General features: G+C 41.0%; 21 protein-coding genes. 10 read left to right on the plus strand and 11 right to left on the minus strand.

The window, feature by feature from the left end:
• Positions 1-23 precede the first annotated feature (23 nt).
• Genes C0582_00530 through C0582_00560 form a run of 7 tightly spaced genes read right to left on the minus strand, consistent with a single transcriptional unit; the run spans position 24 to position 11224 of the window.
• Positions 24-3467, minus strand: a complete 3444-nt coding sequence (locus tag C0582_00530) for a DNA polymerase III subunit alpha (GenBank protein PLX30393.1) — start codon at positions 3465-3467, stop codon at positions 24-26.
• Entirely contained in the window at positions 3458-4168 is a 711-nt protein-coding gene (locus C0582_00535; protein PLX30394.1) for a hypothetical protein, read from the minus strand. Before C0582_00535 ends, C0582_00530 begins: the two co-directional genes overlap by 10 nt.
• A complete protein-coding gene (locus C0582_00540) occupies positions 4161-5423 on the minus strand; it encodes a lipoprotein-releasing system transmembrane subunit LolC (GenBank protein PLX30395.1) in 1263 nt (420 codons plus the stop codon). The genes C0582_00535 and C0582_00540 overlap by 8 nt, the downstream gene beginning before the upstream one ends.
• Complete coding sequence (locus C0582_00545; protein ID PLX30396.1) at positions 5416-6729, minus strand: proline--tRNA ligase; 1314 nt, start codon at positions 6727-6729, stop codon at positions 5416-5418. The genes C0582_00540 and C0582_00545 overlap by 8 nt, the downstream gene beginning before the upstream one ends.
• Positions 6726-9014 carry a hypothetical protein gene (locus C0582_00550; GenBank protein ID PLX30397.1) on the minus strand — a complete coding sequence of 763 codons (2289 nt, stop codon included), beginning with the start codon at positions 9012-9014 and terminating at the stop codon, positions 6726-6728. Before C0582_00550 ends, C0582_00545 begins: the two co-directional genes overlap by 4 nt.
• A complete protein-coding gene (locus C0582_00555) occupies positions 9011-10096 on the minus strand; it encodes a hypothetical protein (protein ID PLX30398.1) in 1086 nt (361 codons plus the stop codon). The genes C0582_00550 and C0582_00555 overlap by 4 nt, the downstream gene beginning before the upstream one ends.
• A 6-nt stretch (positions 10097-10102) precedes the next feature.
• Positions 10103-11224, minus strand: a complete 1122-nt coding sequence (locus C0582_00560) for a hypothetical protein (GenBank protein PLX30399.1) — start codon at positions 11222-11224, stop codon at positions 10103-10105.
• A gap of 105 nt (positions 11225-11329) precedes the next feature.
• Here C0582_00560 and C0582_00565 point away from each other — a divergent pair, with 105 nt between their 5' ends.
• The 6 genes from C0582_00565 (at position 11330) to C0582_00590 (ending at position 17297) form a co-directional block, all read left to right on the plus strand.
• Entirely contained in the window at positions 11330-12589 is a 1260-nt protein-coding gene (locus tag C0582_00565) for a hypothetical protein (GenBank protein PLX30400.1), read from the plus strand.
• Positions 12590-12593: 4 nt separating this feature from the next.
• Positions 12594-13406, plus strand: a complete 813-nt coding sequence (gene rsmA / locus C0582_00570) for a ribosomal RNA small subunit methyltransferase A (protein ID PLX30401.1) — start codon at positions 12594-12596, stop codon at positions 13404-13406.
• Between the two features lie 31 nt (positions 13407-13437).
• Positions 13438-13869 carry a ribose 5-phosphate isomerase B gene (rpiB, locus tag C0582_00575; GenBank protein ID PLX30402.1) on the plus strand — a complete coding sequence of 144 codons (432 nt, stop codon included), beginning with the start codon at positions 13438-13440 and terminating at the stop codon, positions 13867-13869.
• Positions 13866-15140, plus strand: a complete 1275-nt coding sequence (glyA, locus tag C0582_00580; protein ID PLX30403.1) for a serine hydroxymethyltransferase — start codon at positions 13866-13868, stop codon at positions 15138-15140. The genes rpiB and glyA overlap by 4 nt, the downstream gene beginning before the upstream one ends.
• A gap of 9 nt (positions 15141-15149) precedes the next feature.
• Positions 15150-15614: a transcriptional regulator NrdR gene (locus tag C0582_00585; GenBank protein ID PLX30404.1), complete on the plus strand. Its 465-nt coding sequence runs from the start codon at positions 15150-15152 to the stop codon at positions 15612-15614.
• A gap of 114 nt (positions 15615-15728) precedes the next feature.
• Positions 15729-17297 (plus strand): hypothetical protein, encoded by a 1569-nt coding sequence (locus tag C0582_00590; GenBank protein ID PLX30405.1) that lies wholly within the window; start codon positions 15729-15731, stop codon positions 17295-17297.
• A 123-nt stretch (positions 17298-17420) separates the two neighbouring features.
• Here the strand turns inward: C0582_00590 and C0582_00595 are convergent, their stop codons facing one another.
• Complete coding sequence (locus tag C0582_00595; GenBank protein ID PLX30406.1) at positions 17421-18188, minus strand: hypothetical protein; 768 nt, start codon at positions 18186-18188, stop codon at positions 17421-17423.
• A 59-nt stretch (positions 18189-18247) separates the two neighbouring features.
• Between C0582_00595 and C0582_00600 the strand changes: the two genes are divergently transcribed.
• Entirely contained in the window at positions 18248-19279 is a 1032-nt protein-coding gene (locus C0582_00600) for a hypothetical protein (GenBank protein ID PLX30407.1), read from the plus strand.
• A 5-nt stretch (positions 19280-19284) separates the two neighbouring features.
• On the opposite strand, the gene C0582_00605 is transcribed toward C0582_00600, so the two are convergent.
• Positions 19285-20262, minus strand: a complete 978-nt coding sequence (locus tag C0582_00605; protein ID PLX30408.1) for a hypothetical protein — start codon at positions 20260-20262, stop codon at positions 19285-19287.
• 455 nt (positions 20263-20717) lie between these two features.
• Here C0582_00605 and C0582_00610 point away from each other — a divergent pair, with 455 nt between their 5' ends.
• From C0582_00610 to C0582_00620, 3 genes are read left to right on the plus strand one after another with little or no spacing between them, the layout of a single operon-like run.
• Positions 20718-21392 (plus strand): hypothetical protein, encoded by a 675-nt coding sequence (locus tag C0582_00610; GenBank protein PLX30409.1) that lies wholly within the window; start codon positions 20718-20720, stop codon positions 21390-21392.
• Positions 21393-21437: 45 nt separating this feature from the next.
• Positions 21438-22721, plus strand: coding sequence for a hypothetical protein (locus tag C0582_00615; GenBank protein PLX30410.1), 1284 nt, complete (start codon positions 21438-21440; stop codon positions 22719-22721).
• A gap of 60 nt (positions 22722-22781) precedes the next feature.
• On the plus strand, positions 22782-23198 hold the full coding sequence (locus C0582_00620) for a hypothetical protein (protein PLX30411.1): 417 nt from the start codon (positions 22782-22784) through the stop codon (positions 23196-23198).
• A 4-nt stretch (positions 23199-23202) separates the two neighbouring features.
• On the opposite strand, the gene C0582_00625 is transcribed toward C0582_00620, so the two are convergent.
• Together C0582_00625 and rpmG are read right to left on the minus strand one after the other, a co-directional pair.
• Positions 23203-23370, minus strand: coding sequence for a hypothetical protein (locus tag C0582_00625; GenBank protein PLX30412.1), 168 nt, complete (start codon positions 23368-23370; stop codon positions 23203-23205).
• Between the two features lie 179 nt (positions 23371-23549).
• Positions 23550-23732, minus strand: a complete 183-nt coding sequence (rpmG, locus tag C0582_00630; protein ID PLX30413.1) for a 50S ribosomal protein L33 — start codon at positions 23730-23732, stop codon at positions 23550-23552.
• Positions 23733-23870 lie beyond the last annotated feature (138 nt).

The following is a 23870-nucleotide window of genomic DNA, read 5'->3' on the forward strand; positions in this document are numbered from 1 at the left end:
TAGTCGTTAGTCCTTAGACTGATTCAACCTAGTTTAAGGGAAGCAACACCAGACACCTGATGCACATCTTCCAGTTGCTCCGGCTGTGCATCGACCTTGATACCGAGGTGGCATTCATACCCATTGTCAGGGGCTTGAATAATGATTCTGGGTTCAGTACCTGTATTGCTCTCAAGGAGGCTAAAGATTTCTTTGAGTTTTTGCCAATCTGTTTCTTCTTGGCAGTTAATTTCAATATGTTTCACAGTTTGGGCATTGGTTTTGGTGATGTCTGTTAAGGATTCTAGAATCAGGCGGTTTTGGCCTCCATCAGAGGAGCGAACCTTTGCTGCTATTTTAACCAACATCCCAGCTTCAATCAGGTCGGCATATTCGCGAAATTTTTCGCCAAAAAGAGCTGCCTCAAAGGTGCCAAATTCATCTGTTAAGGTTAGGAATGCAAACTTCTTCCCATTCTTTCCTGTCCTGGCTTGCTTGGCCGTGATCACACCTAGGAGTTGAATGGTTTGATCAACGCGGCCCTCGATATTTTGACTGGTGGACGCATGGGGAAAGAGAGAGCGATAGCTTTGGATCGGGTGAGATGATAAGTAGAGTCCTAAGGCTTCATGCTCATTTTGAAGTTTTTCAATTTGATCCCACGCTTTAACAGGAGTAAGGGTTGGTTTTTGAATACTGGTTTCACTGGAAGAAAAGAGACTAATTTTTTGTTTTTCTTTGGCTTGTCTTTGGGTTGCGGCATACTCTAGAAGGATGTCGAGATTATCAAAGAGTAACTTTCGATTGGGTTCTATCTCATCAAACCCGCCTGCCATGATCAGCTTTTCAATCAATCTTTTGTTCACGACTTTGCCGCTGAGCCGGGAGGCAAAATCCCAAATGGATTTGAACGGCCCCTCTGCAGCACGATTGGTCACAAGCTCATCAACGGCATGTTCTCCAACTCCTTTAATAGCTGCTATGGCATAGCTCATTTTATCCCCTTCAACGCTGAACATAACATCAGAATGATTGACGCTGGGGGGGAGAATATCAATCCCCATGGCTTGGCACTCTTGTCGATATAGCGTGAGCTTATCGGTGTTGGCATGATCATAGGTCATGAGGGCTGTCATGAATTCAACAGGATAATTGGCTTTTAAATAGGCGGTTTGATAGGCTAATAAGGCATACGGCGCCGAGTGCGATTTGTTAAACCCATAGCCTGCAAACTTCGCCATTTGATCAAATACTTGATTCGCTACTTCCTCAGAAACTTTATTAGCAATGGCTCCTTTAACAAAAATCTCACGCTGGGCATCCATTTCAGATTTTATCTTTTTCCCCATGGCTCGGCGGAGGAGATCAGCAGCGCCCATGCTATATCCCCCCATTTTTTGAGCGATTTGCATCACTTGCTCTTGATACACCATCACCCCAAAGCTAGATTCTAAAATTTCTTGTAGCATGGGGTGGGGGATATGAATTTCTTCATGGCCATGTTTACAAGCAAGATAACGCGGGATGTCATCCATGGGGCCAGGGCGATAAAGAGCAACCAGTGTTGTAATTTCTTCAAAGCGATCAGGCGCAAGTTTCTGCAGCACATCACGCATTCCCGTGCTCTCGAGTTGGAACACACCTGTTGTTTGGATGCTCTGTAGCAGTTTGTAGGTTTTGGGATCATCTAAGGGCAGGAGGCTGATCTCGAAGTTTTTATCATGTTTTTCGCGAATAAAATCAGCCGCTTTCTCAATAATGCTGAGTGTTTTGAGGCCTAAGAAGTCGAACTTGACCAGGCCAGCTTGTTCAACGAGTTTAAAGCTAAACTGGGTAACGGCCATGTCTGATTTGGGATCGCGATAGAGAGGGATGACATCGCTTAAGTTTCGATCCCCAATGATTAGGCCTGCCGCATGGGAAGAGGCATGTCGATAAAGTCCTTCAAGTTTGAGGGCTGTTGCAAGCAGTTTTTGAACATCTGGTTCGTTTTTAGCCAGGCGCCGTAACACAGGATCCTTGTCTAAGACTTCCTGCAATGTCAGGGGGTCTGCTGGATTGTTTGGAATCATTTTACACAAGCGGTCAACTTGACCATAAGGCATTTGTAAAACGCGGCCGACATCTCGTACAACAGCGCGCGCTTGTAATTTACCAAAGGTAATAATTTGAGCAACCTGATTGGCGGCATATTTCTCTTTAACATATTGGATGACTTCATCACGGCGATCTTGGCAAAAATCGATATCGAAGTCGGGCATGGACACCCGCTCTGGATTTAAAAAGCGTTCAAAAAGAAGATTGAATCGTATGGGATCAATATCTGTAATGGTTAAGGACCAGGCTGCCAGTGATCCTGCACCTGACCCACGACCAGGACCGACAGGTATTTTTTGTTTTTTAGCCCACTGAATAAAATCAGCAACAATCAGGAAGTAACCATCAAAGCCCATTTGATTGATGATCTTAAGTTCATGTTCAAGCCGATCTTCATAGGACTTTTTAATTTCACTTTTTTCTTCAGGGGTGTGGGTGTCTGTGAAAACCAGTGTTTCAAGTCTAATTTTTAGCCCTTCGAAGCACTGGCGACGCATTTCTTCTGGTTCAGGCAAGCCCGAACTGCTCTCAAATCGTGGCAGCATTGGATCCGCCGTTTGGACATGAAAAGCGCATTTTTGTGCGATGAGCGCTGTATTTTCCAGCGCCTCGGGTAAATCCTCAAAGAGCTGTGTCATTTGAGATTGTGATTTAAAATAAGACTCAGGGGAAACAGTGCGTTTGTCTTCGCTGTGGATATATGTTCCATCAGAAATACACATCAAAACGGTATGAGCTTCGTGCATCGAGGGTGTCAGGAAATAATAGGGATTGGTTGCGACGATGGGGATAGATTTTTTCTGCGCTTGTTCCAATATAAAAGGTTCAGCCTTGACTTCTTCTAGGTACCCTTGGCGCGTTAACTCAAGATAGAATTGATCAGCAAAAATCTCTTTTAAGAGGTCGATGTAACTTTCTGCTTCTTTTAAATTACCCTCATTTATAAGCCGTGTAATAGCCCCTTTCGTGCTGGCAGATAAGCAGATTAAACTGGCATGATAAGTTTTTAATTGCTCAAAAGTAACATGAGGAACTTCATTAATGGCAACGTCTAAATGGGCCTGACTGACAAGTTTAATTAAGTTCTTATATCCTTGTTCGCTCTGAACCAGAAGAACAAGCGTATCAAAATGTTGAGGGGTTGCTGTATCTTTTATGGAGGTTGGTCTTTTGACCAGCAGTTCTGCACCGATGATCGGTTGGATACCTTGCTTGATCGCGAGTTGAGAAAACTCTAAAGCACCAAATAAATTGTTGTGATCTGTGACAGCGACTGCTGGTATTTTTTCTTCTTTGGTGAGCTCTATGATTTTCTTTAGTTTGAGCGTGGATTCGAGCAATGAATAATCTGAGTGGGCCCTAAGATGAATGAAGGGGTTCTTTAGCTCCATGGGGCCAAAATCCCATTCTTAAGTTGATAGGTTTGGTCCATGCGTGCCAGTAAACTTTGATTGTGTGAGACCATTAATAGAGATGTTTTTTCTTGCTTGATTGTTTGAAGAAGCAATTCAAAAACCTCACTGGCATTTTTTTCATCTAGATTTCCAGTTGGCTCATCGGCAAGGAGGATCTTAGGCTTGTTCGCTAAAGCCCTTGCGATGGCCACCCGCTGCCTTTCACCCCCGGATAGATGCTGAGGGTATTGATTAAGACGGTGACTCATATCCACAGCGTTTAATAAATAATGGGCTCGTTCTGTTTGTTCACTGCGTGAAAGCGTGGACAAAAGCCGCATCGGGGCCATGATATTTTCAAGGGCTGTAAAGTCAGATAATAGATGATGAAATTGAAAAATAAATCCTATAGACGCCAGACGGAGTTGAGAAAGGCTTTGGTCTGATGCTTTTTGAAATGCCTTACCTTGTTGGATTTGATGGCGGCCAATTTGAATGAATCCGTGATCTGCCGCATCCAGTAAGCCTGCTATGTTTAACAACGTAGATTTTCCGCAGCCAGAGGGCCCCATAAGGCCCATGGATGTATTGGGACCAATGGCGAGGTTAATATTGTTGAGTATTTTTATTTCTTGGCCAGCAATGGCATAGCTTTTATTGATGTTGTGCAGACTAAGAACGGGCTGGGCTTTACTCATATCGAATGGCCTCAACAGGATTCAATTTCTTAACGCGCCAGACAGGATAGAAGGTGCTTAGCAAAGTAAAAACAATAGATATGCCAGCGATCTTTAAAACTGTTAATGGTTGAATTTCAACCGGAAGGCGGGTGAGGTAATAAATTTCTTCATCAAAAATTGTTGTGCCTGTGATTGATTGCAAGAACTGTCTTATATCTTCAAGATAGTGACCGATGAGAAGCGCTAATCCAACGCCAAGGCCTGTCCCAAGAAAGCCAATCAAAAGGCCAATATATAAAAAAATGATCGCAATCTGATTTTTGGTGAGGCCTATTGCTCTGAGAATGCCAATGTCTCTGGTTTTATCGCGCAGGAGCATGGTCAATCCAGTTGTGATATTAAAGGCCGCAATCAAAATAATGAGAGACAGAACAATAAACATGACATTCTTTTCAACGACGAGGGCTGCGAAAAATAATTTATTCCTTTGTTGCCAATCCAATTGATGAAGACCTGTCTGTTTTAACATGTTTCTTATTTTACTTTTAAGGGGGGGTAATCTTTCAGGATCTGGACCGTTTACCTCAATCAGCGATACACTCTCTTGAAGGCTGAAGAAACGTTGCGCAGATTTGAGGGAGGTGATGAGAAAAAGTTTATTATAATCACTCTTACCAGAATCAAAGACGCCGCCAATCGTAAATGTTTTTTGTTTGGGTGCTAATCCAAAGGGTGTTTTTTGACCCTGGGGGGACATAACTTTAACTCGATCACCAACGGTTAGGAAAAGCTGGCGAGCAAGCTGTTTGCCGATAAGAATGGTATCCTCAGCATTTAAAATAGAGAGAGCATTGCCTTGAATAATTTTTTTTGAGAGCGTATTCAAATGTGTAAAATCATCCTGACAATACCCCCGGATCAAGACCCCGTATGATGATCTGGGCATGATCAGCAGGCCTTGTCCTTCCACAACGGGTAAAGCCGATGTGACTTCAGGCTGTTGATTGAGCTTTTCAACGAGATTTGAATACTGATGAATCCTATCTGTTGAGCTTAGGATGGTTACGTGGGCATTGAAAGAAAGGATTTTATCTAATAGCTGCTTGTGAAAGCCGGTCATGACACCCATGACAAGGATCAGAACAGCAATGCCAAGCGCTGTTCCAATAAATGAAAAAAGAGTCATGAATGATACAAAGCTGGTACCACCCTTCCGGCCAGTAAGATAGCGCCATGCAATGGTTAAAAGAAATGGATTCATGCATTTAACCATAGCGTTGACGGGCAACTTCTTGACTAAGTTTATGACTCAGAAAATTAAGAGCGGCTTCAAAGGAAAGATCTTGACGGTGTCCCGTTTCACGCTCTTTGATTTCAACCTCTCCTTTGGTGAGGGACTTAGGCCCAATGATCATTTGATAAGGAAGCCCTATCAAGTCCATGCGATTAAATTTATTGCCAGGGCTTTCATCTGTATCATCATAGAGAACTTCTGCTCCCATATTCCGAAGTTTTTGATATAAGTTTTCACTTTCTCTTAAAACCTCAGCATTTTTCATTCCCAAAGAGATGAGTCCAACATCAAACGGGGCTAAGCTAAGCGGCCATTTAATACCGTGCTCATCATGGCTGGCTTCAATGGATGCTGCAACCACCCGACCAACACCAATACCATAGGAGCTTCCAAGAGGGTATGTGGGGCGCCCTTCTTGTGTTGTGACGGCGGTATCTAAGATTTTAGTATATTTGTCGGCGAAATAAAAAATATGACCCACTTCAATGCCACGGGCTTGATTTAATTCGATCGTTTGTTTGGACGGATCATGAATTTCTTCTTCGGCGGCGTATAAATTAAGAAGCTCTTCCACTGCGTCATCTTGGCTTAGGTCCAAAGAATCATAGCGTGGATCATAGTAAAGTGTGCTTTCACCCGTTCCAGCAATAATATGAAATTCGTGACTTAAATCGCCCCCTATCGGACCAGTTGGCGCTTTAACTGGGATCACTTTCAAGCCCATTGTGGCAAAAATTTTGACATAGGTTTTAAGGAAGAGCCAATAAGTTTCCTCAGCTTCTTGGGGCGTTAAGTCAAAGGAGTAGCCATCTTTCATTAAGAATTCTCTCCCCCGCATCACACCAAATCTTGGACGAATTTCATCACGAAACTTCCATTGTATTTGAAACAGTCGGCACGGAAGTTGCTTATAGCTTTTAATCGCGCGACCAAAGATTTCTGTGACCATATCTTCATTGGTTGGGCCATATAAAAGCTCTCGATTGTGGCGATCAAAAAACCGTAAGGTCTCTGGCCCATAAGCATCATAACGCCCTGTTTTGCGCCATAAGTCAGCAGGTTGAACAGTTGGCATTAAAAGTTCATGACAATTGATTGAGCTCATCCCCACTCTAATAAAATTTTCAACTTTTTTTAGGACGCGCAAACCAAGAGGAAGCCAGCTGTATAAGCCAGCTGCTTCGGCATTAATCATGCCTGTTTGGAGCATAAGTTGGTGTGATAGGATTTGCGCCTCTTGGGGCTTGTTGCGTTGAATAGGGAGAAAAAAGTTTGTTAGTTTCACGGTTGTGTGCCTTGATTTAATGGAGCTGGCTTATCGTCAACAATGGTTTTACCAACAGATCCAAGGTGTTTAAAGCTAAAGGTTAGCATGACCGTTGTCTGTGGCCTAAGCGTTCTTGACCTGAAGAAAGTTCGATTTACAGAAGTTATCAGCCCAAAGCATTCATTTTGATAGGTAAGATCAAATTTTACATAAAGTAGCTTTTTGGGGTTAATAAGATCATATCCCAATGAGGAGGTTGTGGACCATTCTTTTGACATAACTGAAGAAAATCCGGTGTTCAATTGATGTGATTTCGGTTTCTTTGGCGTCGTAATTGAGCGCGCTTTAACGTATGAATACGTTGCCCAGAGTCTAAAAACGGGAGGGCCAGCATAAAGAGAGGCGGAAACGCTTTTTGGTTTAAAGGTTGTTCGATCTAATAACAAACTTGTTGATATGCTGTAGTCTTGGAAAGGACTGATGTACTGGCTGGCAAGATAGTCAGAGAATTTTTTATGTAATCCTTTCATTTCAGCATTTCTAATATGTGAATATTCATTAAAGCTAAAGCTTTGTCCTAAGAAGCCTCGAACAAGGGTTCGACTATCTTTCAGTACGTAAGATTGAACACCATAATTAAGACGCGTTCCTTCATCCAGCATGTCAAAACCACGGAACCGATTAGAGGTGAAGAGGTTGTTTTCACTGAACTCGAACTCTTGACTGTCTTCGTTGGGGAATCGGTCAGAGTTGACACCCCTAGAACTGGTTACAAAATAGACTGTTGGATCAATCACAACTTCATGCCTGTCATCGATCACGTTTGATAGGGGTTTGCGCCATCCAAGGGTAAGTTGTGGGAAAAGAGATCCTTCGGTTCCAGAGCGACTTGGGCGGTTCAACCCAGGCTCATACCCACTAAAACTGTAAATACGGGTATTCACATTTGCTTGCGCAGACCAGATAGAGCCATCAGGTGTGATGTAGGGGATATAAAATTGTCCATCAGCAACAAAGCGATTCAGCTCGCGCGCTCTGCCTTGTTCTTGGATCCCCTGGATAATGCGCCCTGGCGCGGGTTCTGGACGGGTTAAGAAAATATTTGCAAGTGTTAGTTGCCAAACCTCACCATATTGGCCGGGATCAGTCACATGTTGATAATAGAGCGACGGGATGACGGCCGGCGTTTGTTTGCGTGGTTCATTTTCCCGTAGGTTTTGGAACCAGTGACCGCTAATATCGGCATAGTTGTTCCCCTCAAATCGTTCAAGGTGAAAGGAACTATCAAGTGTGTTTTTTGAATAAATTGGATTTTGAGGATCCTCTAAAAAAGGGAATCTTTTGAGGTATGTTTGAGAATCCATTTTTTGCAGTTGATATCTCAGTCGCCAGAGCTCATTAATGTTAAACTCTCCATCAGAAAATAAGTGCCCCATGACCTTTTTTTTATCATGTCTACGATCAATATCACGCTTATCCTTGTTGTAGGTATTACCAATGCTTGCGTGGGTTTTGATTTTTCCATATCCAAAATGACGGCGATGTTCAATTTTAAGAAATGATCCAACACCACTTTCTACAAGGGGAAAGGGGGTGATTGTCATGTCTTCATCAGGACCCATATTCCAAAAGTAAGGAAGACCGATGGCTGTGCCGTAGCGACTCCCTCTTGATACTTCAGGAAAAAGAAACCCAGATCTTCTTTTGATTGAGGGATCGGGATGATAAAGGTAGGGGGTGTAAAAAACCGGGACACCAAAGATTTCCATGCGTGCATTGTAATATTCTACGATTTCAGACGGTTTGTTACGAACAATGCTGGAGGCTCTTAATGCCCAGAACGGGGGAGAGCTTGGATCATCTTCGCATAAATAACAGGGCGTGAAAGATCCTTTGTCGATTTCGATAATCTCGTCTTTTTTATTTCCTTTCTCGCCTGTTACCCGGCTGTCATCTTCAAGTAAAATGCCAAACTGATCCATAATGCCGTTTTTAAAGTTATCGGAGAGCTCAAGATAATCAGCGGTGATAATGTCACCGGTTTTCGTGAAATAACGAACGTTTGTTTCGGCGATGAGTTTGTTTTGTGGTTTTATATAGGTAAGTTTTTCACACTCTACCGTTTCAACCCCATCTGAAATTGTGACTTCTTCTAAGGCAACAACACTTTCTTGGGTTTTGTCGTGTTGCACGCTGAGGGCCGAGAGATATAAAGGCTTTTTGCTCCTGATTTCAGCACATATGGCAGGGCTCATCAGAAGGCTTGCCAACATAAAAAAGGATATAAAAACGTGTTTGATCATACCTTCTCCTCAAAGTGAAGTAGCAATGCAGATATAAAAAAGAGGCTCATCATCGGAGGGGCCCAAGCTGCTAAAAAAACAGGAATTGTATAATTTCGTCCCATTGCACCGACTACATTAAACAAGACGTATATGATATAAGCAAACACAATTATGACTAAAACGATTGGAATATTCATTCGGCGTTGCATGGCCCAAAAAGATACGAGCGCTCCTAGAAAGGCCATGGTTAAAATGAGCAGGGGTTGAGAGAGAGTTCCATGCCAGAGCATCTCATATTTTACCGTTGATAAACCGGCGTTCCTTAAAATTGAGATGTAATTCTTGAGCTGCCAAAAGGATATAGTATCTGGTCCCAATGATTGACTTTCAATACTTGTTAGATCCAGCTCCGTTTGCCATTTGAGGGATGCCATGATTTTTGGCTGTCTGTTGGGTTTGAGAACTTTGGCATTTATAACAAGCCATCCATCAGGTGTGATCATTGCCTTATCAGCATCAATTCTTTTTAAGAGGGTGTTCTGATCACTAAAAACATAAAGACTTAAACCATGAAGCAATCCTTTTGACAACTGAATGCGTTTGATTTGTACAATGGTATATTGATTTTCTTTGCTTTCCCTTAACCATAACCCGGATGAGGATAAACGTATTGTATTATCATTGCCCTTGAAGAGCCTATTGTTGTAGCTTTCAAATTTTTGCATGAGCTGGGCGCTAATGCTGTTTAGAAACATAAAATCAAAAGAGGTGTAGAGTGCAATAACAGCAAATACCGGAATTAAAAGTCGTCTCAGGGATGATCCTGACATGCGCATAATAACAAGCTGAGAGCTGCGGCCTAAGTTAATAAATAAAATCAGTGAGGAAAAAAGGGCGATCAAGGGGATGAGCTGCTTAATGATATCAGGAAAATGAAAGAAAACCATCTTGCTGATGATCGCAAATCCTATATCGTTTTTATTACGGGCTCTTCTGAATAATTCAAAATAATCCAATAAAATAATCACACTTGAGAAAGAGAGTAAGACAACCGCGAACCACTTTAAATACTGTCTGAAGATATAAGAAAAAAGAACCATGATCGTTTACATCAGCGTTTGTTGTGGCAGGGTTAAATGATTTTTCTGACTTAAAATACCTGTTAAGCCATTGACAAGCAATAAAATCAGTAATGATAGGATCGAGTAATTGATGAAAATTGCCTCAGGGAACTTAATACTTTGATTGATAATAAACAAAACACCGGCTTGCACCAGTACAACAGCTGTGACGGCATAGGTAATTTTTTTCACCTGACCTTTTCTTGAAAATTGCCCCGATGTCAGTGCATAAGCAGCAATAAGCACAAATATGATGACAAGCAGGGGTGTTGTTAGTTTTTGGTGGGCCTCAGCTTTCATCCGCTTTTTCTCTGCGTGGCTGAAACGAGAATCCGGATAAAGCAACTTGAAAAAAGGCATGTCTTGAGGCCTGGTTGACGTGGTTTTTTTATCTTCATCTTTTTGCAGGCCAACAATTGTCTCTTCAAAGAAAAGAGTCGATAATTTGTTCGTGCGCGGATCTGTGCTTTGACGCATTCCATTAAACAGGAGGATTTTTGGATCTTGGCTGTCAACGATTAAATGCCCTTGTTGGGCGCTGATGATAACGTGATGTTTGCTTCTGTTTTTTTGCTCTGTGCTTGAGACAAAGACCCCTTTTAAGTAGTTCCCCTTCTTTTCACGAACATAGATAACCATTTTGCCCATTTCATTAAAAACCCCCTCTTGAATCAGAACAATTGGCAGCGCTGACTTGAGTTGATTTTGAAGCTTTCGCATCTTTGTCTGCGCAACTGGGGCAATAACGAGGTTAATGCTGTACAAAACAAGCACCACAATTAATCCAAATTGAATAAAGGGAATGCATATTTTAAAACGAGAAAGACCGGCACTTTGCATCACGCTATACGTGCGATCATTAATCATCCGATTTAAAATAATCAACGTTGATATAAACACAGATATCGGGATGATGAGAGAGAAAAGATCTGGAAGGGTGAGAAGAGAAAGTTTAAAAAACATTTTCATAGATGCTTTCGTGCTCAGAACAAGCTCAACAAACTTAAGAGACTGTAAAATCCAAATAGCCGCAATCAAGACAATCCCAAGAGACAGGGATGTAAGCAAGATTTTCATAAAAAGATAACGGTTTAATGTGCGGGGCATGGTGAAAATTTAAGCATAAAAATTGAGGTTTGCGTGCTTTCTATTTGACAAATTTTTAAACAGTGACAATAGTGTTGATAACAATTTTTAGACGATATTCTCAAAATGTCCAAACTAAAAAAACTCTTCTTAAGTTTGAATTTAATATTTCTCCTCTGTGTGCCGTTCTTGACAAACGCCTCAACGCAGATTGTCGCTGTCGTTAACAAGAGTGTTATCACAAGCAAAGATCTCGATGACAGAATGAAATTGATTTTAATGAGCGTGCCGCAACGGCCGGATGAAAATCAGATAGAGCTTCTCAAAAGAAAAGCCCTCAGGCAAATGATTGATGAGCGTCTTCAGCTTGAAGAGACAGCTTTATACGACATTGTTGCGCAAGAAGATGAGATCAATCGACAGTTTCAATATATTGAAAAACAAAATAATCTACAGCCTGGCGAGCTTCTTAAAAAGCTTAAGGAAAATCAAATTCCAAAAGAGAGCCTTATGGAACAGCTAAAGGCAGGAATTGCGTGGCAAAAACTGATTGGATACTTAGCCAGTTCTGTGGAGTTGAGCGATCAAGAAATTGATCAAATGGCGCGGTTGAAACAAAACAGTGATCGCGTGCGTTACCTCCTTGCAGAAATTGTTTTGCCTTATGACTCTTCAATTGAGGCTCTTGCCATTGAGAACAAGGCCCAAGAAATTGTGACGCTTCTTCAAAGCGGCCAGAGCTTTGGTCAGCTTGCCCATGACTTTTCACACAATCCCTCTGCGATCAGAGGAGGCGACATTGACTGGGTTGAAGAAGAGCAACTACCAAAAGCGATCGCTGAAGTGGTTAAGCAAACACCAATTGGCGCTGTGACTCAGCCAATTCACCATGACGGTGCTGTGCACCTTATATTAGTGAGGGCGCGGCAATCACCTGAAGATGCCCGGCAAAAGTTAACCGTCCGTCAAATGGAAGTACCTTTCCCGCTCATGATGTCCGACCAGCAAAAAGAAGAAGAAATTTCAAGGCTTGAGGCCATTATGTCAAATGTTAAATCATGTAAAGCATTTGAAAAAGCGGCTGATAAAATTGAGGGCGCTGTGTTGCATTATCACCAAAACATCAATCCAGAACAATTGAGTGGCGGGCTGGATGAAGTCTTAGCTAATTTAGAGGTTGGTGTTGTGTCTCCCCCTCTTCCTGTAGAAGGACGTTCTGTTCTTTTCTTTATGGTATGCGAAAAGCATACCCAAGGCCAATCAGACGATCTTCAGGAAAAAAAGCAGGTCGTAAGAGAGAATCTGGAACAGAAAAAATTTAATGAATTGTCCACTAAAAGATTAACCTCTCTTCGCCGTCGATCTTTTATCGACGTTCGTATTTAAATGAATGACAACTTTTAACTTTTCATGGGTGCGCCAGTTTGAGGCCAAAAAGTCTCTGGGCCAAAACTTTTTAATTGATCCGAACCAACAGTCAAAAATTGTCGAGTCTCTGCACTACAATTCTGATGACGTCATTGTTGAAATAGGTCCTGGGGTTGGCTCACTGACGCATTTGTTGGTGAAAAAGAACGTTATTAAAGTTATCTTAATTGAGAAAGACCCGCGGTTTTGTGAGCATTTGCAGAATGTCTTTGGCGGCATCAAATATCCTAAAGTTGAAATAATTCAGGCAGATGCTTTAGAGATTAATTGGAAAACTCTAGAATCTAAGCCCTATCGCTTAATTAGTAACTTGCCTTATAATATTAGCACGCCGCTGATCATGAGCTTGATCAAGTCACAACACATCGAAGAAATGATTTTGATGGTGCAGAAAGAAGTTGCTCAGCGTATTGTTGCTAAGCATGGTTCCAAAACATATGGGCGTTTATCGATTATGCTGCAATGGCTTTATGACTGTGACCGTCTTTTTGATGTTGGACCAAGTTGTTTTAGGCCTCAGCCAAAGGTTACGTCGAGTGTTGTGCGTTTGAAAAAGCGCAACATAGAAATTGTCCAAAGCGATCTTCAAAATGTAGAAAAATTCACCCAATTGATTTTTCATCAACGACGCAAGATGATGAAATCCATCTTAAATGGTAAGGTTTCTATGCCCGAGATTTTTTTAAAAAAGCATGGTGTTTTGCCAACCAGTCGACCTGAATCTCTATCCGTGCAAACAATTGTAGAAATGGGTAAAGATTTTGCCTCTGCTTAAAGAGTTTAATACCTTAATCAAAAAGAATGACATGATTGGCATTGCAAGTGATCACGCTGGCTTTAAGCTTAAAAGCTTCTTGCTTAACGTTTTTCAGAGAGAAAAAGTTGATTTTAAGGATTATGGCCCGCCTACGGCCGAATCAACGGACTACCCCCCTTATGCCAGGAAGGTTGCCCAAGCCATTCAAGAAAAAAAAGTTACCAGAGGCATTCTTATTTGTGGGTCGGGGCTTGGTATGTCCATTGCTGCTAATCGGTATAAAGGTGTAAGAGCGGCTCTGTGTCTAACGCCTGAATTTGCTCGGCTCGCCCGTGAACACAACGATGCAAACGTTTTGGTTTTAGCGTCACGATTTACAGAAAATGAACAAGCTCGAGAAATCGTAAATGAATTTTTGGCCACGTCTTTCTCTGGTGACCGACATGAAAAGAGAGTTAAATTAATTGAGGAGATCCAATGACACTGTTTAGTGAAACCCTGCAGGCAGCTGATCCGGTTATCAGTAGATTTCTTGATCAAGAGTTTGAGCGCCAAAACAATCACATTGATTTGATTGCTTCAGAAAATCTAACATCTAAAGCCGTGATGGAAGCCCAGGGCTCTGTACTGACAAACAAATATGCTGAAGGATACCCAGGGCGACGCTATTACGGTGGATGTGAATTTGTTGATGAAGTGGAAAAAACAGCCATTGCACGGGCTCAGGAATTATTTAAATGTGACTTTGCCAATGTCCAACCGCACTCAGGATCTCAAGCAAACCAGGCTGTCTTCTTAGCTTTGTTGAAGCCAGGAGATAAAATTCTTGGGATGGATTTAGCTGCTGGTGGGCATCTCACGCATGGGCATCCTCTTAATATGTCGGGTCAATGGTTTGATGTTTGCACATATGGCGTTTCTAAAAACACCTGCCTGATTGATTATGATGAGGTTGCAGCTATTGCGCGCCGCGAAAAACCAAAACTTATCATTGCTGGATTTTCTGCATATTCACGACCCTTGAATTATGAAAAATTTAGAGAAATCGCTGATGAAGTGGGCGCCTTCTTATTGGCTGATATGGCGCATATTGCAGGATTGGTTGCAACAGGGATGCACCAAAGTCCCTTGCCCTATGCTGATGTTGTGACAAGCACCACTCATAAAACCCTGCGTGGTCCACGGGGAGGTATTATCCTTAGCAACAATAAAGATTTATTTAAAAAAATTAATTCCTCTTTGTTTCCTGGTATTCAAGGCGGCCCTTTAATGCACGTTATTGCTGGCAAAGCTGTGGCTTTTGGCTTAGCTCTTAAAGATGACTTTAAGGAATACATGAGAAAGGTTGTGGCAAACGCACAAACTTTAGCTGGCACGCTTTTAGAGCGTGATTTTAATTTGGTAACCGGCGGAACAGAGAATCATCTTTTAATGATTGATCTGAGGAATAAAGATGTATCTGGTGCAGAAGCTGAGCAAGTTCTAGAAAAATTAGGAATCATTGTTAATAAAAATACCATTCCTTTTGATCCTCAACCACCAATGATAACTTCTGGACTTAGACTGGGAACACCGTCTGTTACCACCCGTGGTATGGGGGCTCAGGAACTCACTAAAATTGGGGGGATGATTGCGGATGTTGTCGAAAATTTATCCGTTAAAAGACAATTATCTGAACCTGAATTGTTGGGTTTTGAGAAATCTGTCACAGCTATTGCACAATCCTTCCCATTCTATTCAACGCATAGTTAAAGTAAAGAAATGATCTGTCCTTTTTGTGGTTTTAAAGATACCCAAGTTAAAGATTCCAGGCCGAATGAGGAAGATACTATTATCCGCCGCCGTCGGTCATGCATAGAGTGTGGGTCTCGGTTTACAACGCTTGAACGTGTTCAACTCTGCCCTGTGACTGTTATTAAAAATAGCGGTGACCGAGAGACATTTGACCGGGAAAAGTTGGCGCGCTCGATTTACACAGCGGTACGAAAAAGGCACATGAAAACAGATCAAATTGAGCGTGTTGTCAATGCAATTATTCGACAGATTGAAACATGTGGTGAGTCTGAAATTACAACAGAAACAATCGGTGCCTATGTTCTTAGTTCTTTAAAAGAGTTAGACGAAGTGGCTTATATTCGATTCGCCTCGGTATATAAGGATTTTTCGAGTGTTGAAGACTTTACAAAGCTCATTACAGCGCTTAAGCAAAAACATGAACAAGAATAAAAGATCCACTATCCAGAGCGGAAGTCGTTCTCCTTTGATGCTGTCGATTCATTAATCCTTGCTCTTAACCACATACTTCACGTATCGTGTTACTGTTAAGGGGGGAGGCTTTGCATGTTTAAAAAAATATGTCTCTTATTTCTGCTGACACATGTTGTTTTCTTGTATGATAGTGACGGGCTGAATTTTAGGCCCAGTCCCGCAGCGGTGCGTCAGTCGCTGATGTTGAGTCAAAATCAAGCCGCTTATGATACATCTGATATCAATATTCAAGAGCCCGCGGATTACTTTACCGGCACTCCAAAGCCTTTAACGCTTTACTCGGTTACACTGGAAGGGAGCTCAGTTTTTGGGGATGAGCAAGTTCTTGAGATGTCCAAAGATCTCATCGGTAAATCAATCACAACTGCAGATCTTGAATCTTTAGCTCAGCGCCTTAACAAGCTCTATCAAGAAAAGGGATATGTATTTAGTTATGTTTATGTGCCTTTTCAACAATTGAAAAAGGGAGTGGTTCGCCTCAAAGCCATAGAAAACAGCGTTATTAAAACAACGTTTCGCTGGATAAATATGCCCAGTGATGATGATCTTAAGAAAGACATTGAAAACCTAAAAATAGTACGCCCTTTTAATATAGATTCCCTTAACTTAGTCATTGATAAAGTTCGTCGGAAGCCAGGACATACGCTGTCTTTTACCTTAAAGTCAACGCAAGTTGAGGATGAAAATGGGGGTGAAATTATAGCTATTATTGCCCGTCAGAGCATTACGCATAAGATGGGTGTTTCAAATACAATGCCAGAAAGCCTTGGCAGTTGGGTGGCGCGAGGAGATGTTCAATTTAATTCTTTGTTTGGCACGGGGGATCAACTAAAAGTCTTTGGTGCTGTTTATCCGACGCATAAGTTTAATCGCTTAATGCACTATGGCGCAGAGTTTTCAGCGCCCATCATGGATCTAGGAACCAGAGCGTTTATCTTTACCGATCTTTTACGAGACCAACCAGATTTAAGGTTGCAAGGATTAACGCGGGCGCGTGGCCGACTCAAGTCTTATGGGATAGGGTTAGAGCAAGATTTATCGCTGAGTCACCAAATTCAAGGGCACGCAAGATTGATGTTGGATCGCAAAAACTTTACAGAACGCACTCAATCCCAACAAGGTGTTCAAAGAGATATTCAACAAAAAAACCTGGTCCTTCATCTTTTAAGTCATTTTGAAAAAATGGATTATGACTGGGGAGAAACGGAGTTAAATGTTGGATATCATCATGGGCTCAACGATGAAAACTCACACCAAAGGGGCACAGATCAACGTGGAAATTTGAATTTTAGAAAAATCACGGCAGCTCTTTCTCAGCAATATGCCATTGATGAGTTTTGGAGTTTAGTTTGCTCGATGAGAGGGCAGTATGCGTTAAACCAACCCGTTTATATGGAGCGGTTTTTTTATGGGGGTGCTCCCTTTTCTTTTGCGCCTCCCGTGGGTGTTTTAGTTGGTGACTCTGGAGTTCAGGCAAAAATTGAGGTGCGCTATGGGCTTGCCATCGATGATTTTTTGAAAAAGATGACTGTCTATTCATATCTTGAGACAGGGAAAGTCTGGAAACGGGGCTTAAAAGTGTCCACAGAGCGCACAAGCATGCTTTCGGGAATGGGGATTGGGGTGTGCGAGGAATGTTAAAGTGGGGTCTCAGTGCTTTTATAGAGTATAGTGTGCCGTTTAAGCATCACGTTGATCAGTTTAAAGTTAAAAACCAACTTTACAGCGGTCTCTCACTATCAAACCAGGCAGAATAATTATCGACTAATGATCTATATTAAGCGCATACCCATGGCGTAGAACCCTCTCAGCATCAGAGGTTAGCCTTCCATCTTCTTCATGGAGTATGAGCCCAGAACGAAGCGTTGCTGGTTTTTTGGAATTCTTTTGCATTTTGATAAGAACTCTTTTGGAGCTTGTCTTTTCTTTGGGCCAAATGGGGTAAATGTTGAACCCCCTAAAACCAGATTTTCTAGCAACGGTAATTACCGTGTCCAGTGACAAAGTTGGGTAGATGATGGTTAATAAGCCTTGATCTCGGAGGAGGAAGTTAGCAGTTTTGAACCAAGTTCTTAACTCATCGGCTTGATTAAAAAAGGCCCTTGCGAGCATCCGACTCATAGATTTCTGTTGCTGGGAAGAGTTTTGGAAAAAGGGCGGATTCATCGCAATTGAATCGGCATTTTGTTGCAAATGACTATATGCTGGAAGCTTTGTTATATTATTAACGTCAAGGAGATGGATTTTTGCGGGGTTTTGTAATTTTTCTGTATTGGCAATGGCATATTCGTAACTTTGTTTATCAAGCTCAATGCCTTGAAAAGTATGGTTTGGATAGCGGTGTGCAAGGGCCATTAATACGGCGCCACTTCCACACCCCAATTCTAAGAAGGAATCTGTGTCCTTAAGTTGAATTGAGGCCGCGAGTAAGATGCTGTCCGTGCCGGCTCTAAACCCTTTTTGGGGCTGTTTAAGGTAAAAGCTCCCTCCCAGAAACTCGTCAACAGTAAAATCTTGAATCTTTGGTGGCATTTTTATTGTTTTGTCTCAGTGATATGATCTAATGTATACAGGATTTAGACATTTTAACAATGGCGCGTGCATCAGCAATAAAGTTATCGGGAGACCCTCCTTTTTTATCTTTCTTAGAGCTTCGTTCAGCTTATCAAGATGAGTTGGGTCTATTAGACCAATTTATCATCGATTCTATGGATGAAAAGGTTTCTTTGATCCAGCAGATGGGTCATCATATCTTTGATTTGGGCGGCAAGCGAATCCGGCCCCTTTTATTATTCATTTGTTCAAAAATGTCTGCGCACCCTAACCCTGATCAAAAACAGATCTATCTTGCAGCTGCCCTTGAACTGCTCCATACAGCAACGTTATTGCACGACGATGTGATTGATGAAAGCAGTATCAGACGGGGCAAGCCTACGATAAATAGTTTATGGAGCAATAAGCTTGCAATCTTAATGGGCGATTATCTTTTTAGTAAAAGCTTTGAAAGTGTCATGACGGCAGATTGTCCCGAGGCATTGCAGATTTTATCAAGTGCTACAAAGAAAATCACCACAGGAGAGATTAGACAGCTTTCTTTGTTGGGAGATCTAACCATTACAGTTGAGGATTATTATCAAATTAATGCTGCAAAAACAGCTAGTCTTTTTCAGGCCGCTTGTGAAATTGGCTCAGTGTTAGGGCGTTTGTCAGCGAGTGATCGGCATATAACAGCAGAAATAGGATTGATTATAGGACAGATTTTTCAACTCAAAGATGATTTGTTAGATTATGGCTTTGGGGCTGAAAATATTGGTAAAAACTATGGTGATGACTTTTATGAAGGGAAGATCACCTTGCCTGTAATGCTTTGTTATCAGAGAGGAAGTCATCAAGATCGCGCTTTCTGGGAGTGCGTCTTTAGCAAAAGTGCAAGGACTGACTCTGAGTTTAGTAGAGCGCAGGCTCTATTAAAAACTTATGATATTAATAATGCGATACACAAGGAGATCAGAACTTTTCAGGCGCGCGCTGAACAGTTGATAGACACCTTTGAAGTTGGGTGTTTGGAGAAGAAGCAAGAGCTTTTTGCCTTGATTGGGTATGCAGGACAGCGAGAGAATTAAGACTTTTAATCTTTCTCAGGCCTAAAAGGTTCATAATTGGTTTTTGGCTCTTTTTCTATGCTACGAAGAGCTTTGTCTCGGCAGGAGAAGATCCAATCAACAACATAGCGAGCCAGGGGTGTTTCTATGAATTTTTTTTCAACTTTAACATAAAATGAAACGCACTCGCCGTGAATGTCACTCAGGATAGGTTCAACTTTTAGTTTGTTGAGCAATGTTGTTTCTTCTGACGCAGCAATAATGCCAACGCCCCTCTCTGCTAGGACGTCTACCAGTCTTAGCCCGGTTCTGACATAGATAATATTTTGTGAAGAGAGCGGCATGCCTAAGCGGCGAACAATAAAATCATTTCCAGAGTAGTGTTCTTGGCTCATAGATGTTTGAACGATGAGAAGTCTATGTTTTAGAAGTTCATCAATATTATCAATGTTACCGTGGGTTTCTAAATAGCTTTTTGCGGCCCATAACTTTTGACAAAAGTCATGGTAAAGAATGTAGTGATAGTTCTCTGTATGATACTCCCAACACCCAATAAAAATATCATTTAATTTCGGTTGATAATAGTAGTTGCTGTCTTTTTGATGAAGTGAAATCCTGATTTCAGGGTTTTCATCAATAAACTCTTTCAGATAAGGGGCAATAAAGCTCTCAAGAAATGTTTGTGTTGATATGATGTTTATTTTGCCGGCATTATAAACTTTCTTAGATATCTCTTTTGTGGGTCGAAAGCTTTCTGTGATCCAGATAATTTTTTCCAGTTTCGGAATAACTTCATTCCCAAACTCTGTTATTTTGATTTCTCCTGATCCTTGCTTGCGAATGAATATTGTGTTTTGAAGTTTTTTCTCAACTTTAGCGAGGATTGAAGATAGCGTTGTTTTGGGCATTCCCAGAAAATTGGCAGCAGTAGAGATATTCATTGTATCTTTAACGGCGCTTACAACTTGCGCTTCTGTGGTGCTGATGCAAAAATTTTTTGACATAATAAAATCAAATTATTTCAATGATATATCTTAAAAATGCACAATTTTTTTAAGGAAATCAACTGTTTGTATAATATCTTTCTTTTATGGTTTTTGATCTCTTGCAAAATCCTCTGAATTATATGATATTTTATTGTATGATCTCATAGTAAAAAATATTAAAAAACAAAATTATCGTTTTAATTCATTTTATTAATCGTTGACAGTGTTTATTTGCTGTATTACCTTCTGTCAATAGAGGTTTGCAAAGCTTGTTTTAGAGCTGAATTTCAAACCTCCAAACTTTTCAAAAGCATATAATTCTATGTAAGATTTTAGAATCTATTGTTTTTTATTGAAGGCCGAGGTTTATCCTCGGCTTTTTTTGTTGAGGGGGTATATTCAGAGTAGGGTATTCTTTAAGTGGATTGTTTATTGCTTAGTGGTTATGATACTATGTAATAGTTTAGCAGCTTATGGAGAACAGGGTGCGCGTTAACTTTTTTATAATTTTTGTTTTTTCTTTTGCCATATTCGAGGTTTCTTCTCGATCTATCGCAGGCGTTAAGACCCTTGAAAGCCTGGGAAAGCCAAAAGATGGCTCTTCTTCTGATGATAAATCTAAGAAAGATGACCACAAATTAAATGGAGGCTATCTAGGGCTTGGGATGACGGCATCGCATTTGAACGCCAAAGTAAATTCAAATGATTTAGGCGGAAGTGGTGCTTATGCTTCACTCATTATGGGGGGAGGCAAGAAAGTTCGTAAGGCATACTTATCCGGTGAACTTGACGTCAATTATGGATCTATTTTAGCAACGAAAAAATCATATGGAAAACTCGCAAGCAATTTAGACTTGGGCGCAAGCTTTAGAGTAGGGTATGCCGATAAAAATAAAATTATTCCATACCTTAAGGTTGGTTTCGGCTGGACGCGCTATAAGCTGAAAGTTGATGGAGAGAAGAAAAGCTTCAGCGCCACATATTTTGCCCCAGGTGCTGGGGTTGAAATTCCAATTTTAAGCGCATCGTTCTTAAGATTAGAGGCAGCGTATGCAATGAATATGGCTGGCAACTCTCTGAAGGGATATACCTTTGATAAGAAACCTAATCGTATCTTATTTAAATTAGCAGGGCTTACGCGCTTTTAAATTTTCTTAAGAAACGTTATCTTCTTGTAAAAGTTATGTGTCTGTATGGTTTTAAGCCGAACGCTTAAGGTATCTATAAAAAAATTATCTTCAAAGGGGTTTGGCGTTTTTGAGAAGATCACCCCTCATAAAAACACAACAGAAATAGAGCTTTTTAATGCCTTGCCAGGCGAAAAAATTTCTGTTGAAGAGTTCTCCAAAAATAAGAAAAATCTTTATGTTATTAAAGAGTGGCTTAAGGTTTCTCAAGGCCGTCAAGATCCACCTTGTCCTTACTTTGGGCGATGTGGCGGATGCCAAACATTGCATATGTCAGATGATATGGAGGCGGCTTTTAAGCGCCAAAAAGTGATCGATGCCCTCCATTCTTTTGGTGTCCGATTTTTAACTGTCTCCCCCGTACAAACTTACGGGCAACGAGAGAGGCGGCGATTCCGCTTTGAAGTGCTCAGGCACAATAATCGTATTATTTTTGGTTTAAGGCGTTTTCATTCTAATCAACTCATTGATTTAGAGAGTTGTTACGTGGCTGATCAAAGCATTTCTGATCTTTTAATCCCAATAAAAATTTTCTTAACAGAAAACACTCAAGAAGGATTTAAAGCGTCTGTATCGGTTTTAAAGGTTGAAAATGGATTAGATCTTGATGTGCAGACAATCAAAGATGCAAAAGGGTTGTGTGCCAATGAAAAACAAACGCTTGATTTCATGAAAAGGAATGGGGTGACTCGATTAACTTATCAAGAAAAAAGCTTTGTCCTACAGGATCCGTTCATTTTGATTGATGGCCTTAAGGTTTATATTCATCAAGATGCCTTTATGCAGGCGAGCTACCCATCTGAAAAGGCGATGCAGTCTATCGTGGCATCTTTTTTGCCAACAGAGAAGAGGCCTCTCATGATCGCTGATCTTTATTGTGGCTTGGGAACCTTTTTAATTCCTTTAAGCCGATGCCATAGAGTTCATGGCTATGAATCTAATATAGATGCTGTGCGCAGCCTTAGGGGGGCTTTAAGCAGGGGGGAAGTAACAAGTTCCAAGGTAGAGGCGCGGGATTTAAAAGAGTCGCCGCTCAGCCAATCAGAGCTTCTTCAGTATAACTGTATTGTGATTAACCCACCCCGTGTCGGCGTAGCGTATGACCAGCTCATTCAAATTGGGAAAAGTGATGTTGAAAGAATTATATATGTTTCATGCAATCCTGATACTTTTGCCCGAGATTGTATGATTTTAGATAAATTTGGTTATAGCCCTATGGAGATAATTCCCATCGATCAATTTTATGGGAGTTATCACATTGAAATCGTTGCTGTCTTGGTAAGGTCTTGAAACGCATTGATTCTATACGGCTCCTTGTATACTATTATTTATATGTTATGCGGGATTCAAATGAAGTTTTTGGGCACTCTTTTAAAAAAATATTTTATTTTAAATCTGATATTGCTTGCGCTCGGTATTTTCCCCCTGGCAAATATTTCTGTTCACGAAGTTTTTCTCTCTGGGCGGTTTGGTAATCAGTGGCAATTCTGGGTGAATAGTCTTACAAGTGTGCTTCTGTATGGTATCTATTGCTTTTATTTATCGTATCGGCTTAAAAAAGTGACGCTGAGTCAAGGTCTTGTCTTAGGTATTTGGTGGAGTGTTGCCTTTTTGATCAGCTTTGTTTTTCTTGCTTATTGTGTCTTTAACATACAGCTAGGCGTCATAGTCAGTAACATGAACCCATTAAAGGGCGAAATTTTGCCTTTGATTATGTTTTTTATGCTAACCGCACCGAGCGCCACTTTTTATTTTATGGGCCGATAAAGACTCAAATAGCGCCCAAACGTACGAGTTCTTCTTTAATGTGGAGCTTCCTAACTTTTAAATCTTGTACCAATATGATATCCGGGCTTGGTCGAGACATCTCGTGACGCAGAGAGTGTTCAATGAATTCATGTTTATTTTTTAAGGATAAAACTCTGTTGATTAGAGACATGGTGTTACCTCCAGTAATAAAGTTATACGTGTTGAATACTTATACTGTAACAAGAAATAGGGAGAAATGAATCTAGAAAAATTTCACAGATTTCAGTCTCCTGTAAGGAGATGGATATAATGTGCTGAAATTATTAGGTATTTTTTTTTGAGGCTAGCAGAGCCTGGCAAGACAGCAGATTAAGAGCTGCCTTTTTTAAGCTTTGTTTCTTTGAACAGAACGCGTTTGCGGACTTTTGGATCATATTTCATAAGCTCAAGCTTTTCAGTCATCTGCTTTGGATTTTTTTTGCGGACGTAGAAGTATCCGGTACCCGCCGTGCTTTCCAGTTTAAAAAGATCTGTTTTTTTGCTTTTAGCCATAATATGTCTCCAGTCACGTTATGATCAATAATAGAACTTCAACAAAAGGTCAATAGTTCAATTGTTTTTGGCGAAGATAATTTCATGACCACTGTTCACAGTTCATGCTTATCAAGGGCCATCATAAGAAAAATACTC

This window comes from Alphaproteobacteria bacterium (assembly GCA_002869105.1).
Taxonomy (GTDB): domain Bacteria; phylum Pseudomonadota; class Alphaproteobacteria; order UBA7879; family UBA7879; genus UBA7879.